We start from the raw sequence: 16635 nt of genomic DNA, 5'->3' as shown, positions 1-16635 counted from the left end.
CGAGGGTCAAGGTCTGGACGGTCTTCAATGAGCTCTCCCGGCTGGACGGCAGCGCCGGAGCGGCGACTGCTGAGCCGCATGCGCGGCGATGCATTCTGCACCCGCATTCATGGTGGCGCACGCGGTCGAACGGCTCAGGCGGTCGGCAGCGGCTCGCGGTGTTCGACGACGAGCTGCACGGCATCGCCGCCTCGGTAGTCGTCCGGTGCGAGGCGGTACACCAGACGCTCGCGCGCAGCGGGCGCGATCTCGCGCCAGCCGCCGAAATGGATCGCCGACAACGGCCGCGCATGGCCATCGAGGCGCAGGGTCAGTTTCAGGTGCCGGGAGCCGACCACGCGCCAGTCCACGACGGCGAATTCGCCATCGAACAGCGGCTCCGGGAAGCCCTGCCCCCACGGCCCGGCATCGCGCAGGTGCGCGGCGTGGGCGATGTCGAACTCTTCACCGCGCAAGGGGCCGTCGGTGAGGATCTCGGCCCGGAGCAGCGCCGGATCGAGCATGCGTTCGACGGCTGCCGCGAAGGCAGCGGTGAACGCCGCGAGACGATCGTGCTGCAGGCTCAGCCCGGCCGCCATCGCATGGCCACCGAAGCGCTCGATCAGACCGGGATGCGCGACGTCGACCGCAGCCAGCACGTCGCGGATGTGCAGGCCGGGAATCGAGCGGGCGGAGCCGCGCAGTTGCGGGCTGCCCGGTTCGGCCGGGGCGAACGCGATGACCGGGCGATGCAGTGTGTCCTTCATCTTCGAGGCGACCAGGCCGACCACGCCCGGATGCCAGTCGGCATCGAACAGGCAGACGCCCGCGCCGGCAGGATCGACCGGCACCTGGGCCGCAACGGCGGCCTCGGCATCGTCGAGCATCGACTGCTGCACCGCGCGCCGCTCGGCATTGATCCGGTGCAGCGTGTCGGCCAGACCGCGCGCATGCACGCCATCGTCGCTGAGCAGACATTCGATGCCGATCGCCATGTCCTCGAGCCGACCGGCCGCATTGATGCGCGGACCGATCGCGAAGCCGATGTCGGCGGCGGTCAGGCGCGCAGCCTCCCGTCCGGCAATCTCGATCAGCGCATGCAGGCCCGCGCAGCCGCGTCGCGCACGCAGGCGGCGCAGCCCGGCGGAAACGAGTGCGCGGTTGTTGGCATCGAGCGGCACCAGGTCGGCCACGGTACCGACCGCGACCAGATCGAGCAGGCTGCCCAGATCGGCGTCCGTCGCCCGCGCGTCGCCCTGCACGCGCAGGCGGGCGCGCAGGGCCATCAGCACGTAGAAGATCACGCCGACGCCGGCGAGCACCTTGCTCGGAAACGCATCGCCCGGCAGGTTGGGATTGACGATCGCATCTGCCGGCGGCAACACGTCTCCGGGCAGGTGGTGGTCGGTGACCAGCACGCGCCAGCCGAGCGCCCTGGCCGCAGCGATGCCGGCGTGGCAGGCGATGCCGTGATCGACGGTCACCAGCAGGGCCGGCGACAGCGGCGCGAGCGTTTCGACCAGGGCCGGCGACAGTCCGTAGCCATGCGTCACCCGGTTGGGCACCGCATGGACCACGTCACGCGCGCCCAGCATGCGCAGACCGCGGACAGCGACCGCGCAGGCGGTCGCGCCGTCGCAGTCGAAATCACCGACGACGAGGATGCGTTCACCTGACGCGATCGCGTCGGCGAGCAGTTCCGTGGCCGCGTCGATGTTCGACAGCGTGTCCGGGGGCAGCAGCTGCGCGAGCTTCGGCTGTGCGGCGGTGATGTCGTGGGCGCCACGGCTGGCGTAGATGCGCCGCAGCAGCGCCGGCATGGTCTCGGGCCAGCCCTCGCCGGGCACGCCGTCGCGGCGACGGATGGTCGGCGCCTGGCGCGTCACGAAGGCTTCGCCGCCGCCGGCGTCCGCGGAGCGCGCCACATGCGCAGGCGATGCCAGCGCCGAAGCGCGAATACGCCCCCGTCCTCGTCGTCGAGCGTGAGCACGGCAATGCGGCCGCGCTTCATGGCGGCCAGCGCCGGCTGCAACCAGTCGGCCTGCAATTGCCGCAGGTCGCGCAGCGCGCTCAGGTCGAACAGCGCGGCCGCGCCAGGGTCCAGGTCCAGGTCCAAGTCCGGCCAGCGTGAAGGCAATGCCTGCGCGCCGGCGGCGCCTGCAGCAAGCGCGTGCAGGGTCGCGTCGTCGGTGTAGACCTGTCGCGGCGCGGCTCCACCGCCCGCGCGCGCCTCCGGCAAGGTGCCGCCGCCCCAGAACCACAACGCATTGATCGGCGGCCTGCCCGCAGCCGCACGCGCCGCGTTCCAAGGATGGTTGTGCAGCAGGATCTGCGCCTCGCTCCCGAGCGCACGCCAGCGGCGGGCATCGGGGCTGGTGTCCTCGAATTCGGACAGATCCGTGCCCAGCGCGTCGGATGGATCCGGAAACGCGGGCAAGCGGGTGTCGCGCGGCAGTCGCAGATACCACCGTGCAGGCACGGGCGCGTCGAGCTGGAAGCCGGCGTCGGCGAACATCTCCTGCAAGGCCGGCAACAGCGCGGCGCAGTCGTCGGTGCTCACGCCCAGTGCATCACCATGCGCCATCAGTCGCACGCCGTTGATGTCGGGACGCAGCCAGGCGGGATCCGCGCGCAGCCAGGCCGTTTCCGGCGCACCCGCATCGCCCGCATCCACCTGTCGCGACAGCGCGGCCAGCGGCCAGCTGCCGTCGGGCAGGTCGACATGGCGCGCAAGCTGGGCGCGTCGCCCCGGCGTCTGTGTTGCCACATCGGCGCGCCCGAAAGCGCGCGCGACATCGGGCAGCCAGCGCTGGGCGCCGAAGCGCGCCGGCGCCGGCAGCAGGAAGGTGACGACGCTCATGCGGGCGTCCCCGCAGCCACCGGACGCGGCGCACCGCGCCCGCGCACGGCCGGGGCCCGCAGGCATGCGGATACCCACCCGCGGCCAGCCGCCCGTGGCAACCATGAATCCGGCGCAGGCAGGCCTGATCCGGCGATCCGGCCCTGGAATCGGCTTGGAGGGAACCGCCCGGACCGGCGCGCCGGCCCGCCCGTCATCCTGCCCGTGGCCGGGCCCGGTATCGCGTGTCGGGAGACGACCGGCACGCCTTTAGCCGAGGTACTCGACGCTGATGATGTCGTACTCGCGGGTACCGCCCGGCGCGTCGATGCTGACGCTGTCGCCCTCGTGCTTGCCGATCATGGCGCGGGCGACCGGTGAGGAGATCGCGATGAGGCCCTGCTTGATGTCGGCCTCGAGGTCGCCGACGATCTGGTAACGCTTCTCTTCATCGGTCTCGGTGTCGGCGATCACCACGGTCGCGCCGAACACCACCTTGTCGCCGGCATTGAGCTTGGCCACGTCGATGACGTCGGCATGCGAGAGCTCGCCTTCCAGCTGCTTGATGCGGCCTTCGATGAAGCTCTGCTGCTCGCGGGCGGCGTGGTACTCGGCGTTCTCCTTGAGATCGCCGTGCGCGCGCGCCTCGGCGATCGCCTCGATCACCGCCGGACGCTTGACGGACTTCAGTTCCTCGAGCTCTTCGCGCAGGCGCTGGGCGCCGCGCATGGTCATGGGTGCGCGCATGGGCGTGCCTCCGTCAATGTGTGGATGTGTCTGCCGCGCCGCCCTTGAGCTGCGCGTGCAGTTCCTGCAGCGACCACACCGGCCCGCTGCCGCGATATTCCAGAGAATGCAACAACGCCTTGGCGCCCGCCACGGTGGTCGAATACGTGACCCGGTGCTGCAGCGCCTCGCGGCGGATCGAGAACGAGTCGGCGATCGCCTGCTTGCCTTCCGTCGTGTTGACGATATAGGCGATCTCGCCGTTCTTGATCAGGTCGACGACATGCGGCCGGCCCTCGATGACCTTGTTGATCTGCTCGCAGGCGATGTCGTGCTCGCGCAGCCACTGCGCAGTGCCCGCGGTGGCGACGATCGTGTAACCGCGCTCGACCAGGTCGCGGGCGACCGGCAATACGCGCTTCTTGTCCGGGTCGCGCACCGAGACGAACACCTTGCCGCTGGTCGGCGGCGTCTTGATGCTCGCCGCCTCCTGCGCGCGGGCGAACGCGGCGCCGAAGCTGCGCCCCACGCCCATGACCTCGCCGGTGGAACGCATCTCCGGCCCGAGGATCGGATCGACGTTCTGGAACTTGGCGAACGGGAAGATCGCTTCCTTGACCGAGTAGTACGAAGGGACGATCTCGGTGGTCGCGCCCTGCTCGGCCAGGGTCTTGCCGGCCATGCAGCGCGCCGCGATCTTGGCCAGTGGCAGGCCGATGGCCTTGGAGACGAACGGCACGGTGCGCGATGCGCGCGGATTCACTTCCAGCAGGAAGATCGTATCCACGCCTTCGTCGTCAGTCTGCACCGCGAACTGGGTGTTCATCAGGCCGATCACCTTGAGCTTGCGCGCCAGCGCCACGACCTGCTCGCGCAGGCGGGCCTGCACTTCGCTCGACAGCGAATACGGCGGCAGCGAGCACGAGGAGTCGCCGGAATGCACGCCGGCTTCCTCGATGTGCTCCATGACGCCGCCGATCAGCACGTTGCCGTCCTTGTCCGCGATGACATCGATGTCCACTTCCACGGCGTTGTCGAGGAAGCGGTCGAGCAGCACCGGCGAATCGTTCGACACCTTCACTGCATCGCGCATGTAACGCGCGAGGTCGGCATCGGCGTGCACCACCTCCATCGCGCGGCCGCCGAGCACGTAACTCGGACGCACCACCAGCGGATAGCCGATCTCGCGCGCCAGTACCAGCGCCTCCTCGGGATTGCGCGCGGTGCGGTTGGGCGGCTGCTTGAGGCCCAGCTCGTCGACCAGCTTCTGGAAGCGCTCGCGATCCTCGGCCAGGTCGATCGATTCGGGGGAAGTGCCGATGATCGGCACGCCGTTGGCCTCCAGTGCACGCGCGAGCTTGAGCGGGGTCTGGCCGCCGTACTGGACGATCACGCCCTTGGGCTTCTCGATCTCGACGATCTCGAGCACGTCCTCGAGGGTCAGCGGTTCGAAGTACAGGCGGTCGGAGGTGTCGTAATCGGTCGAGACGGTTTCCGGGTTGCAGTTGACCATGATGGTCTCGTACCCGTCCTCGCGGAGCGCGAGCGCCGCGTGCACGCAGCAGTAGTCGAACTCGATGCCCTGGCCGATGCGGTTCGGACCGCCGCCGAGCACCATGATCTTGTCGCGACCGGTCGGCTGCGCCTCGCACTCGTCCTCGTAGGTCGAATACAGGTAAGCGGTGTCGGTCGCGAACTCGGCCGCGCAGGAATCGACGCGCTTGTAGACCGGACGCACACCGAAGGCGTGGCGCAGTGCACGGACGGCCTGCTCGTCGGTACCGAGCAGCTGCGCCAGGCGCGCATCGGAAAAGCCCATGCGCTTGAGCGCACGCAGCCGCGCCTTGTCGAGCGCATCGATGCCTGCGGCCGCCACCTCCGATTCGGTCGCGATCAGTTCCTCGATCTGGTCGAGGAACCAGTGGTCCACGAACGACAGCGCATAGACATCTTCGACCGACAGGCCTGCGCGGAACGCGTCGGCGAGATAGAACAGACGCTCGGGGCCGGGCTCGCGCACTTCGCGGCGCAGCGTGGCCATGTCGTCTTCGTCGTTGAAGTCGAGGCCGGTCGGATCGAAACCAACCTTGCCGGTCTCCAGGCCGCGCAACGCTTTCTGCATCGATTCCTGGAAGGTGCGGCCCATCGCCATCACTTCGCCGACCGACTTCATCTGCGTGGTCAGGCGGGCGTCGGCCTGCGGGAACTTCTCGAACGCGAAACGCGGGATCTTGGTCACCACGTAGTCGATCGACGGCTCGAACGAGGCCGGGGTCTTGCCTCCGGTGATCTCGTTCTTGAGTTCATCGAGCGTGTAGCCGACCGCGAGCTTGGCCGCGACCTTGGCGATCGGGAATCCGGTTGCCTTCGATGCCAGTGCCGACGAACGCGACACGCGCGGATTCATCTCGATGACGACCACACGGCCGTCCTTCGGATTGATGCCGAACTGCACGTTCGAGCCGCCGGTGTCGACACCGATCTTGCGCAGCACTGCGATCGATGCATTGCGCAGGCGCTGGTATTCCTTGTCGGTCAGCGTCTGCGCAGGTGCCACGGTGATGGAATCGCCCGTGTGCACGCCCATCGGATCGAGGTTCTCGATCGAGCAGACGATGATGCAGTTGTCCGCGGTGTCGCGGACCACTTCCATCTCGAACTCCTTCCAGCCGAGCACCGATTCCTCGACCAGCACTTCGGTCGTCGGCGACAGCTCGAGGCCGCGGCCGACGATCTCGATCAGTTCTTCGCGGTTGTAGGCAATGCCGCCACCCGAACCGCCGAGGGTGAAGCTCGGGCGGATGATCGTCGGATAGCCGACGCGGGTCTGGATGTCGAGCGCTTCCTCGAGCGTGTGGGCGACTTCGGCGCGCGGGCATTCCAGGCCGATCTCGCCCATCGCCACGCGGAACAGCTCACGGTCTTCCGCCATGCGGATCGCTTCGCGCTTGGCGCCGATCAGCTCGACGCCGTACTTCTCGAGCACGCCGTTGTCGGCCAGGTCGAGCGCGCAGTTGAGCGCGGTCTGGCCGCCCATCGTCGGCAGCAGCGCATCGGGCTTTTCCTTGGCGATGATCTTCTCGACCGTCTGCCAGTTGATCGGCTCGATATAGACCGCATCGGCGGTCTCGGGGTCGGTCATGATCGTCGCCGGATTGCTGTTGACCAGCACGACGCGATAGCCCTCTTCGCGCAGGGCCTTGCAGGCCTGGGCACCGGAGTAATCGAACTCGCAGGCCTGGCCGATGACGATCGGGCCAGCGCCAATGATCAGGATGGTCTTGATGTCGGAACGCTTGGGCATGTCAACGCGCCTCCATCAGCGCAACGAATCGGTCGAACAATGGCGCCACGTCATGCGGGCCGGGGCTCGCTTCGGGATGCCCCTGGAACGAGAAAGCGGGCGCGTCCTGCAGTGCGATGCCCTGGTTGCTGCCGTCGAACAGCGAGCGGTGGGTCACGCGCACGTTGGCCGGCAGCGTCGATTCGTCCACCGCGAAGCCGTGGTTCTGCGAGGTAATCAGCACCTTGCCCGAGTCGAGGTCCTGCACCGGATGGTTCGCACCGTGGTGGCCGTGCGGCATCTTCAGCGTCTGCGCGCCGGCGGCAAGCGCCAGCAACTGGTGGCCGAGGCAGATGCCGAAGGTCGGGATCTTCGCGTCGATGAAGCTGCGGATCGCTTCGATCGCATAGTCGCAGGGGGCCGGATCGCCGGGGCCGTTGGCGAGGAACACGCCGTCGGGCTGCATCGCCAGCACTTCGCTGGCGGGCGTCTGCGCCGGCACCACGGTGAGCTCGCAGCCGCGCTCGGCCAGCATGCGCAGGATGTTGTGCTTCACGCCGAAATCGTAGGCAACGACCTTGAACTTCGGCGCTGCCTGCACGAACGCGTTCGCGTCGAGATCCAGCTGGCCGTCGGTCCAGGTGTAGCGCTCGGTCGTACTGACCACCCTGGCCAGATCCATGCCCTTGAGGCCCGGGAATTTGCGCGCGGCTTCGAGCGCCGCGTCAACATCGACTTCGCCCGCCATCACCGCGCCGTTCATGGAGCCACGGTCGCGCAGCAGACGCGTCAGCTTGCGGGTATCGATCTCGGAAATCGCGACGATGCCGCGCGCGCGCAGCCACTCCGGCAGCGACACCTGGCTGCGCCAGCTGCTCGGACGGCGCGGCACGTTGCGCACGATCAGGCCCGACGCCCAGACCTGCGACGCTTCGTCGTCCTGGTCGGTGAAGCCGGTATTGCCGATATGCGGATAGGTCAGCGTCACCAGCTGGCGCGCGTACGAGGGATCGGTGAGCACTTCCTGGTAGCCGGTCATGGCGGTGTTGAACACCACCTCGCCGACCGACAGGCCGGTTGCGCCCACGGAAATGCCCTCGAATACGGTGCCGTCTTCAAGGACGAGGATTGCGGAATCTGTCACGAGGTCTTCGCCTACGTCAGGTTGCAGGAAACCGCCAGAGCGGTGGAAACCGGTCCGGAGGTTTGGGGTTCAGGCGAGCGGGAATTGTACTGATGCGGCCCGCCCTGCGCCAGCGCCACGCACGGTGTGTTCAGCGAATGCGGCGATCAGGCCGCATCAACAGACAGCACATCGGCGATCGCATAGTGGCCGGGGTTGCGGCCCGCAAGTCGCGCGGCGACATGCAGAGCGCCGTTGGCGAAGATGTCGCGGTTGGTGGCACGGTGCACCAGCTCGATCCGCTCGCCATGGCTGGTGAACTGCACCAGATGTTCTCCGACGATATCGCCAGCGCGGATCGACGCGTAATGCGGTGTCGCGCCCTGCCCCGCTGCGGCCTCACCCAGCGTCAGCGCGGTGCCCGACGGCGCGTCGAGCTTGCGCGTGTGATGCGACTCGACGATATCGCAATCCCAACCCGACAACACGGCCGCCGCGCGCGCCACCAGATCCTGCAGGACCGCAACGCCAAGGCTGAAGTTGGACGCCCACAGCACGGGAATCGATCCACCTGCCGATTCGAGCGCGGCCCGCTGCGCATCATCCAGACCGGTGGTGCCCGAAACCAGCGCCGCGCGGCGCTTGAGGCACAGGGCAAGCAGTGCGTCGAAGCCGCCAGGCAGACTGAAGTCCACCGCGACGTCGAACGCGGGCACGCCGGCGAGCTCGGAAGCCCCGAAGTAGGGAACCCCGTCGATGACCCGCTGCTTCGGTGGACGGCCGGACACCGCAGCGCACACGCACAGATCCTCGCGATCGGCGGCCAGGCGCAGCAGCGTCATGCCCATCCGGCCGGACGCGCCGTGCACCAGCACCCGCACACGGCCGCTCATGCGGACACCTGCAGACCACGCGTGGGAGGGCGGCAAGCGGCGCTGGAAATCGGTTGAATGGCCATGTCCGCATTCTAGCGTGCCGCCCTTGGGCCGCGGCGGACACGTTTGCCTGACCCTCGCCTGCGGTTTCGGCGGTTTGCGCCTGACAACCTCGCCCCTTTCGATGGACGCAAAGCCGGCGCCACAGCACCCGCGACCCGGCGACTTCCTCTTGGGTTCGGCGAGCCCGGCGGCGGCGTTCGCAGGTGCCGCATGGCATTGCGCGGGTCAAGGGGCAGATCGAGCGGATTTGCGGCTGTTGGCGAGATTCTGACCAGCTTCCGGAGGACCGGGACGCAGGCGGCTTTGGAGGAGTTACCCACAGCCTTGTCCTCAAACCATCCACACCCGCTGTGGATGAAAGCGCGACTAGCCCGTCGCCACCTGCGGGTCAAGCGTCACCGGACACAACTCGGGTCACCGACCCGCTGGATCAACTGCGGAGATCCGGGCACGCCGGCGCGCATGCGCGGATGGAGCACGATCCCGGCTCCCGGCCGCACTATTGGCGACGGAATGACCACCAGCCGAAGGGCCCGGCGCAACGCCGATGCGAAGGCTTATCCACACCTTTGTCATCCGACCATCCACACCCCGTGTGGACATCACCGCGACTAGACCCAAACGAGGTGCGCGTCAAGACGGCTGCTTCCAAATCGCGCTGGAACCGCGCCATGGCGGCGATCGCGGCGCAATCGCCGCAATCGACGCGCCTGTGCGCGTCGTCACAGTGGCGACACATTGACCACTTCGCCCGTCCCTTGCGCGGACGCGTACTTGCGACGCTTATCCACAACATTGTCGACAGGCCATCCACACCGCCTGTGGATGGTTTACCCGGCGCCTGGGCCCGGGGACCGCCGCCGCCGAAGCCGACCCGAAAACAGGCCGCCCCACGGCGGAGAAACGAAAACGCCCGGCACATGGCCGGGCGGCTCGTTGCAGGCGTTGCCCACCCGCACTCAGGACGTCATGCGCTCCCAGAAGCCGCGCACCCCGTCGATGAACGTACTGGACTTGGGCGAATGCCGACGTGCGTTCTCACCACTGAATGTGCTCTCGAACTGGGCCAGCAACTCGCGCTGCTCGACCGTCAGGTTGACCGGAGTCTCCACGACCACCTTGCAGTACAGGTCGCCGGGCGCGCGGCTGCGCACCGACTTGACGCCCTTGTCGCGCAGGCGGAAGACCTTTCCGGTCTGGGTCTCGGCCGGCACGCGGATCTCGGCCTCGCCGCCCAGCGTAGGCACGCGCACCGTATCGCCGAGTGCCGCCTGGGAAATACGGATCGGCACTTCGCAATGCAGGTCGTCGCCGTCGCGCTGGAAGATCGGATGCGGGCGTACCCGCACTTCGACATACAGATCCCCGGGAGGCGCCCCTGCCGGCCCGGCCTCGCCTTCACCCGACAGACGGATGCGATCCCCGTTGTCCACGCCCGCCGGAATCTTCACCGACAGCACCTTCTCGTCCTCGACGCGACCTGCGCCGTGACACGTCTTGCAGGGCTTGGCGATGATCTGGCCCTGCCCGTCGCAGTGCGGACAGGCCTGCTGCATCGTGAAGATGCCCCGCTGCATGCGCACCTGGCCGCGGCCGGCGCAGGTCGTGCAGACCTCGCGCTTGCCGTCTTCCGAGCCGGTGCCGTCGCAGTCGTCGCACCCTGCCAGCGTCGGCAGTTCGACACGCTTCTCGACTCCGCCCACCGCCTCCTCGAGATCGAGTTCCACGACGCATCCCACATCGGCGCCGCGGCGCGGTCCACCGCGGCCGCCACCACCGAAGATGTTGCCGAAGATGTCGCCGAAGATGTCGCCCATGTCCGCGCCCTGGCCGAAACCCGGCCCGGCGTTGCCGCCGCCCATGCCGTGCTCGAATGCTGCATGGCCGTGCTGGTCGTACATGCGCCGCTTGCCGCCGTCCGACAGCACCTCGTAGGCCTCCTTGCACTCCTTGAACGCGGCTTCCGCGGCGGAATCTCCGGGATTGCGGTCCGGATGGTGCTTCATCGCGCAACGGCGATAGGCCTTCTTGAGTTCTTGCTCGCTCGCAGAGCGGGAGACACCGAGGACTTCGTAGTAATCGCGTTTCATGGACAGCCAGTTCTGGAGTTACGGACACGGCGCAGGCGGACATGCGCGAAGAGCGGATTGCTCCGCCCTTCGTGCGACCGGAGGCCGCGTCGCGCGATAGGAAGCGCCGCCCGCCACGGGGCGGCGCATACGTGGATCAGGACTTCTTCTCGTCGTCCTTGACCTCGGTGAACTCCGCATCGACCACATCGTCGGACCTGGGAGCATCACCGCCGGCCGAACCCCCTGCGCCCGGCTGGCCGGCAGCGCCGGCTGCGGCAAAGAGCCGCTGGGCCACTTCTTCAAGCGCCTTCGACTTGGCCTCGATCTGCGCCTTGTCCTCACCCTTCATCGCGGTTTCGACGTCGGCGATCGCCGCCTCGGCATTGCCGATCAGATCACCGGGAAGCTTCTCGCCGTTGTCCTTGATCGCGCTGCGGGTGCTGTGCACCAGCGCGTCGGCCTGGTTGCGTGCGGCGACGAGCTCGTGGAACCGCTTGTCGTCCTCGCGATGCGCTTCGGCATCGGCAACCATCTGTGCGATCTCCTCCTCGGACAGTCCCGAACCGGCCTTGATCTCGACCTTCTGCTCCTTGCCGGTCTTCTTGTCCTTGGCCGACACATGCAGGATGCCGTTTGCGTCGATGTCGAACGACACCTCCACCTGCGGCATGCCGCGCGGCGCCGGCTCGATGCCGGTCAGGTCGAAGCGCGCGAGCGACTTGTTGTAGCGGGCCTGCTCGCGCTCGCCCTGCAGCACATGCACGGTGACGGCGGACTGGTTGTCGTCAGCGGTCGAGAACGTCTGCGATGCCTTGGTCGGGATCGTGGTGTTCTTCTCGATGATCTTGGTGAAGACGCCACCCAGGGTCTCGATGCCGAGGCTCAGCGGCGTGACGTCGAGCAACAGCACGTCCTTGACGTCGCCCGCCAGCACACCACCCTGCACCGCCGCACCGATCGCGACAGCCTCATCGGGGTTGACGTCCTTGCGCGGCTCCTTGCCGAAGAACTCGGCCACCGCCGCCTGCACCTTCGGCATGCGGGTCTGACCACCGACGAGGATCACCTCGTTGATGTCGGACGCGCGCAGACCTGCGTCGTTGAGCGCGGTGCGGCAGGGCTCGATGGTCTTGCGCACCAGTTCCTCGACCAGGGCCTCCAGCTTGGCCCGGGTGAGCTTGATGTTGAGATGCTTCGGGCCCGAGGCGTCGGCGGTGACGTAGGGCAGGTTCACTTCGGTCTGCTGCGAGGACGAAAGCTCGATCTTCGCCCGCTCGGCCGCATCCTTCAGGCGCTGCAGCGCCAACGGATCCTTGCGCAGGTCGATGCCCTGGTCCTTGTTGAACTCTTCGACGAGGTAGTCGATGACGCGTGCGTCGAAGTCCTCGCCACCCAGGAAGGTGTCGCCGTTGGTGGCCAGCACTTCGAACTGCTTCTCGCCATCGACTTCGGCGATCTCGATGATCGACACGTCGAAGGTACCGCCACCCAGGTCGTACACGGCGACCTTGCGGTCGCCACCCGACTTGTCGAGGCCGTAGGCCAGCGCGGCCGCGGTCGGCTCATTGATGATGCGCTTCACGTCCAGGCCGGCAATGCGACCGGCGTCCTTGGTCGCCTGGCGCTGGCTGTCGTTGAAGTACGCCGGCACCGTGATCACCGCCTCGGTCACCTTCTCGCCCAGGTAATCCTCGGCGGTCTTCTTCATCTTCTCGAGGATGCGCGCGGACACTTCCTGCGGCGACAGGCGCTTGCCGTCGTTGGTCGACACCCAGGCGTCGCCATTGTCGTGCTCGAGAATCTTGTACGGGACCAGGCCGATGTCCTTCTGGACTTCGGCGTCCTTGAAGCGGCGGCCGATCAGGCGCTTGACCGCGAAGAAGGTGTTGTTGGGATTGGTCACCGCCTGCCGCTTGGCCGAGGCGCCCACCAGTACTTCGCCGTCCTTTGTATAGGCGACGATGGACGGCGTGGTGCGGTCGCCCTCGCTGTTCTCGATGACCTTGGCTTTACCGCCGTCCATGATCGCCACGCACGAGTTCGTCGTGCCCAGGTCGATGCCGATGATCTTTGCCATGCGCTGCTTCCTCTAGAAGGTTGTCTGGGTGACGGCAACGCCGTCCATAACCGTGATCTGGGGACACGCAACACAGCGTTCAAGCGGTGCGACGCATCCGGTGACGACCCGTATCGGGGGCGCCGCGTCAATCTGCCTTGGCGACGACGACCATGGCCGGACGCAGCAGGCGCTCGTTGAGCAGGTAGCCCTTCTGGAACACCTGCGCCACCGCACCGCCCGGCACGCCGGGGGCATCGATCACGCTCATCGCCTGGTGGTGCTCCGGATTGAAGGCGTCGCCCGGCGCAGGCGCCACGGTGGCCAGGCCATTGCTCTCGGTCGCCTTGGTGAGCTCGCGCAGGGTCAGCTCGACCCCGTTGCGCAGCGGGTCGGCCTCGGGAGCACTGGCAAGACCCGCCTCGAGTGCGTCGAACACCGGCACCAGCGCCGCGAGCAGACGCTCGTTGGCGAAGCGGCGGGCGTTCTCGACCTCACGCGCGAGGCGCTTGCGCTGGTTCTCGAGATCCGCGCGCTCCAGCAGCACCTGCGCCCGGAGCTGCTCGAGCTCGGCGCTTACAAGCTCGACCTGCTCGGCGAGCCGCTGCTCGACGGAAACCTCGGGGGCCTCGTCTTCTGGAATGTTCGGGGTCTGGGCATCGTGCTGTGGCTGGGTCATGTCTGGTTCCGGGGCGGGCGTCTGGCCGCCGACCTGCCAGCTATGGGGCCGTGCAGGCCCGATTCAAGGCTCGGGCTGCAAGGCCGCGCCGAGCACGCTCGCGGTCGCCTGCACGACCGGAATCACCCGCTCGTATGCCATGCGCGAGGGGCCGATCACCCCGAGTACGCCCAGTGTCCGGCCGCCGGCGCCGTAGGGCGCGGTCACCAGCGACATGCCCTCCAGCGGCGCCAGTCCGGTCTCCTCACCGATGAAGATCCGCACCCCGGGCGCACGCATGGTGCGTTCGAGCAGTTGCAGGATCTCGCGCTTGCGCGCGAAGGCTTCGAACAGCTCGCGCAGGCGGTCCAGGTCCGACAGGTCCTGCACGCCGATTAGGCGGTTCTGCCCGGCCAGCAGCATGTCCTCGTCACCCGGCACCAGCGCCTGCTCGGCGAGTTCCATGGTGTGGGACAGCAGCGCCTCCATCTCGTCGCGCGCGTGGCGCAGCTCCTCGACCAGGGCGGCGCGGATGTCGCCCAGCGGACGCCCGGCGAACTGCTGGTTGAGGTAGTTGGCCACCCGCTCGAGCTCACCGAGCTGGAAACTGCGCCGGGTCTGGAAGATCCGGTTCTGCACCTCGTGGTCGGCAAACACGATGATCGCCATCAGCCGCTGGCCGTCGAGCGGCAGGAAATCGATATGCCTGAAAGCCAGCTGCTCGCGGCTGGGTACCGACACCACACCGACGAAATGGGTCATCGCCGAGACCAGTTCCGAGGCGCTGCCGAGCAGCGAATGCTGGCCACCCGCGGCGCCGAGCTCGCCGCGCAGTCGATCCATCTCCGAGGCACGCAGCGGTTTGACCTGCAGCAGCGAATCGACGAAGACGCGATAGCCCTGCGCGGTGGGGATGCGGCCGGCCGAGGTATGCGGCGAGGCCAGCAGGCCCGCCTCCTCGAGATCGGCGAGGATGTTGCGGATGGTCGCGGCGCTCACATCCAGCCCGGCGTGCTTCGCCAGGGTCTGCGATCCGACCGGCTCGCCGTCCTGGATATGTCGCCCGATCAGCGTACGCAACAGCTGGCGGGCACGCGGGTCGAGCGGATGGCGGCGTTCGGACGGCATGGGGGCGGTATACGGTGCGCCAAGCGGCGACGCAAGCGCGGCGTTCTCCGACTGTGAGACGGAGGCCCGGTATCAAGCGTTCCGCTATCCGCCCACGGCACGCCAAGGCACAATCCGCAACCATGCTGACCCATCTCGCCATCCGCAATTTCGCCGTCGCCAGCCAGTCCGACCTGGAGTTCGGCCCGGGCCTGACCGTCATTTCGGGCGAGACCGGCGCCGGCAAGTCGCTGCTGGTCGACGCGCTCGGGTTCCTGTCCGGCCAGCGCGCCGACAGCGGGATCGTGCGTCACGGCGCTGAACGCGCCGAGCTGCACGCGGAGTTCTCGCTCGAGGACGCCGCCCCCGCGCTGCGCTGGCTGCAGGACAACGAACTCGACGACGGCGGGATCGGAAATGGAATGGTCTGCCAGCTGCGCCGCACCCTGCGCGCTGACGGCGGCTCGCGCGCCTGGATCAATGGACGGCCGGCAACGATCGCCCAGCTCGGCGAACTGGCCGGGCATCTGGTGGAGATCCATGGTCAGCACGAACACCAGGCCCTGCTCGCCCGCGGCAGCCAGCTCGCCCTGCTGGACGCGCAGGCCGGCAATGGCGCCCTGCTTGCCGAGGTGCGCGCCTGCACGCAGGCCTGGCGCGCGCTGCACGAGGAGCGCGAAGCCCTCGCCGGCATCGGTGATGTGGAGGAGCGACGCGACTGGCTGCGCCACCAGCTCGGGGAACTCCAGGAGGAGGCCCTCGATGCCGAGGCGGTCGCGGAGCTGTTCGCAGCCCATCGGCGGCAGGCCAACGCGGCCGGCCTGATCCAGGCCTGCGATTCCGCACTCGAACGCATGCGCGGCGACGACGCCTTCGGCCTGCCGCAGGCCCTGCAGACGCTGCGCCACGAGCTGGGCCGGATGCGCGCGCACGAGCCGCGCCTGGGCGAGGTGGATGCACTGCTCGATGCCGCCGCGATCCAGCTCGACGAAGCCACGCTGCTGCTCGACCAGGTCCGTGACGATCTCGACATCGATCCCGGACAGCTGGCGACGCTGGAGCAGCGGCTTGTCCGCCTGCACGAGCTCGCGCGCAAGCACCGGGTCACGCCCGAGGAGCTCGCCGATGTACAGGCGCGCCTGAGCGCCGAGCTCGACCAGCTCGAAGGCGCCGGCGAGCGCCTGCTGCAACTCGACGACGAGATCGAGGCGGCGATGGCGCGCTGGCGTGCGGCCGCCGACCGCCTGGGCGCCGCCCGGCGCAGCGCAGCCAAGTCGCTGTCGAGTGCGACCACTTCCCTTATCCACGAGCTCGGCATGGGCGGTGGCGTGTTCGAGGTGGCGGTCGAAGCGCTCGACGCTACCCGTCCCGATCCGCAAGGCGCCGAACGCGTGGAGTTCATGGTGTCCGCGAACGCCGGGCAGCCGCCACGCCCGCTGCGCAAGGTCGCCTCGGGCGGTGAGCTCTCGCGCATTTCGCTGGCGATCGAAGTCGCCGCGCTCGGAAGCGACGCGGTGCCGACCATGGTGTTCGACGAGGTCGATTCCGGGATCGGCGGCGCGGTGGCCGATATCGTCGGCCGCAAGCTCCGTGCGCTCGGTGCCGGGCGCCAGGTGCTGTGCGTGACCCATCTGCCGCAGGTTGCCGCGAAAGGCCATGCGCACTACCGCGTGCACAAGGCCGCGAGCGATGGCGCGACGGAGAGCCGGGTGTCGAGGCTCGACGACCGCGAGCGCGCCGAGGAACTGGCGCGGATGCTCGGCGGCGTGGAGATCAGCAAGGAAGCTCGCGCGGCGGCGCGCAAGCTGCTGGCGACTGCGGACGTCTGATCGAGGGGAAAGCGCGCGAGGACAG

General features: G+C 68.2%; 11 protein-coding genes. 1 reads left to right on the top strand and 10 read right to left on the bottom strand.

What is annotated here, in order from left to right:
* Positions 1–134 precede the first annotated feature (134 nt).
* The 10 genes from recJ to hrcA all read right to left on the bottom strand — a co-directional run bounded on the left by recJ (position 135) and on the right by hrcA (position 14802).
* Positions 135–1865, bottom strand: a complete 1731-nt coding sequence (gene recJ / locus CNR27_RS09300; protein ID WP_425435515.1) for a single-stranded-DNA-specific exonuclease RecJ — start codon at positions 1863–1865, stop codon at positions 135–137.
* Complete coding sequence (locus tag CNR27_RS09295) at positions 1862–2839, bottom strand: phosphoglycerate mutase (protein ID WP_096298189.1); 978 nt, start codon at positions 2837–2839, stop codon at positions 1862–1864. Before CNR27_RS09295 ends, recJ begins: the two co-directional genes overlap by 4 nt.
* A 249-nt stretch (positions 2840–3088) precedes the next feature.
* Positions 3089–3553 (bottom strand): transcription elongation factor GreA, encoded by a 465-nt coding sequence (greA, locus tag CNR27_RS09290; RefSeq protein ID WP_179948241.1) that lies wholly within the window; start codon positions 3551–3553, stop codon positions 3089–3091.
* A gap of 25 nt (positions 3554–3578) precedes the next feature.
* Positions 3579–6848 (bottom strand): carbamoyl-phosphate synthase large subunit, encoded by a 3270-nt coding sequence (gene carB, locus CNR27_RS09285; protein ID WP_096298185.1) that lies wholly within the window; start codon positions 6846–6848, stop codon positions 3579–3581.
* A 1-nt stretch (position 6849) separates the two neighbouring features.
* On the bottom strand, positions 6850–7971 hold the full coding sequence (gene carA / locus CNR27_RS09280; RefSeq protein WP_096298183.1) for a glutamine-hydrolyzing carbamoyl-phosphate synthase small subunit: 1122 nt from the start codon (positions 7969–7971) through the stop codon (positions 6850–6852).
* Between the two features lie 146 nt (positions 7972–8117).
* Positions 8118–8843 (bottom strand): 4-hydroxy-tetrahydrodipicolinate reductase, encoded by a 726-nt coding sequence (gene dapB, locus CNR27_RS09275; RefSeq protein ID WP_096298181.1) that lies wholly within the window; start codon positions 8841–8843, stop codon positions 8118–8120.
* Between the two features lie 1004 nt (positions 8844–9847).
* The gene (gene dnaJ / locus CNR27_RS09270; RefSeq protein WP_096298179.1) at positions 9848–10978 is read right to left on the bottom strand and encodes a molecular chaperone DnaJ; all 1131 of its coding nucleotides are present in this window, start codon (positions 10976–10978) and stop codon (positions 9848–9850) included.
* Between the two features lie 136 nt (positions 10979–11114).
* A complete protein-coding gene (gene dnaK, locus CNR27_RS09265) occupies positions 11115–13037 on the bottom strand; it encodes a molecular chaperone DnaK (RefSeq protein WP_096298177.1) in 1923 nt (640 codons plus the stop codon).
* 127 nt (positions 13038–13164) lie between these two features.
* Positions 13165–13695, bottom strand: a complete 531-nt coding sequence (grpE, locus tag CNR27_RS09260; protein WP_096298175.1) for a nucleotide exchange factor GrpE — start codon at positions 13693–13695, stop codon at positions 13165–13167.
* 63 nt (positions 13696–13758) lie between these two features.
* A complete protein-coding gene (gene hrcA, locus CNR27_RS09255) occupies positions 13759–14802 on the bottom strand; it encodes a heat-inducible transcriptional repressor HrcA (protein WP_096298173.1) in 1044 nt (347 codons plus the stop codon).
* Between the two features lie 122 nt (positions 14803–14924).
* On the opposite strand from hrcA, the gene recN reads away from it, so the two are divergent.
* Positions 14925–16610: a DNA repair protein RecN gene (gene recN, locus CNR27_RS09250; RefSeq protein WP_096298171.1), complete on the top strand. Its 1686-nt coding sequence runs from the start codon at positions 14925–14927 to the stop codon at positions 16608–16610.
* Positions 16611–16635 lie beyond the last annotated feature (25 nt).

The sequence above is a fragment of the Luteimonas chenhongjianii genome (genome assembly GCF_002327105.1).
GTDB lineage: Bacteria > Pseudomonadota > Gammaproteobacteria > Xanthomonadales > Xanthomonadaceae > Luteimonas > Luteimonas chenhongjianii.
This window is presented reverse-complemented; position numbering and strand designations above follow the sequence as displayed.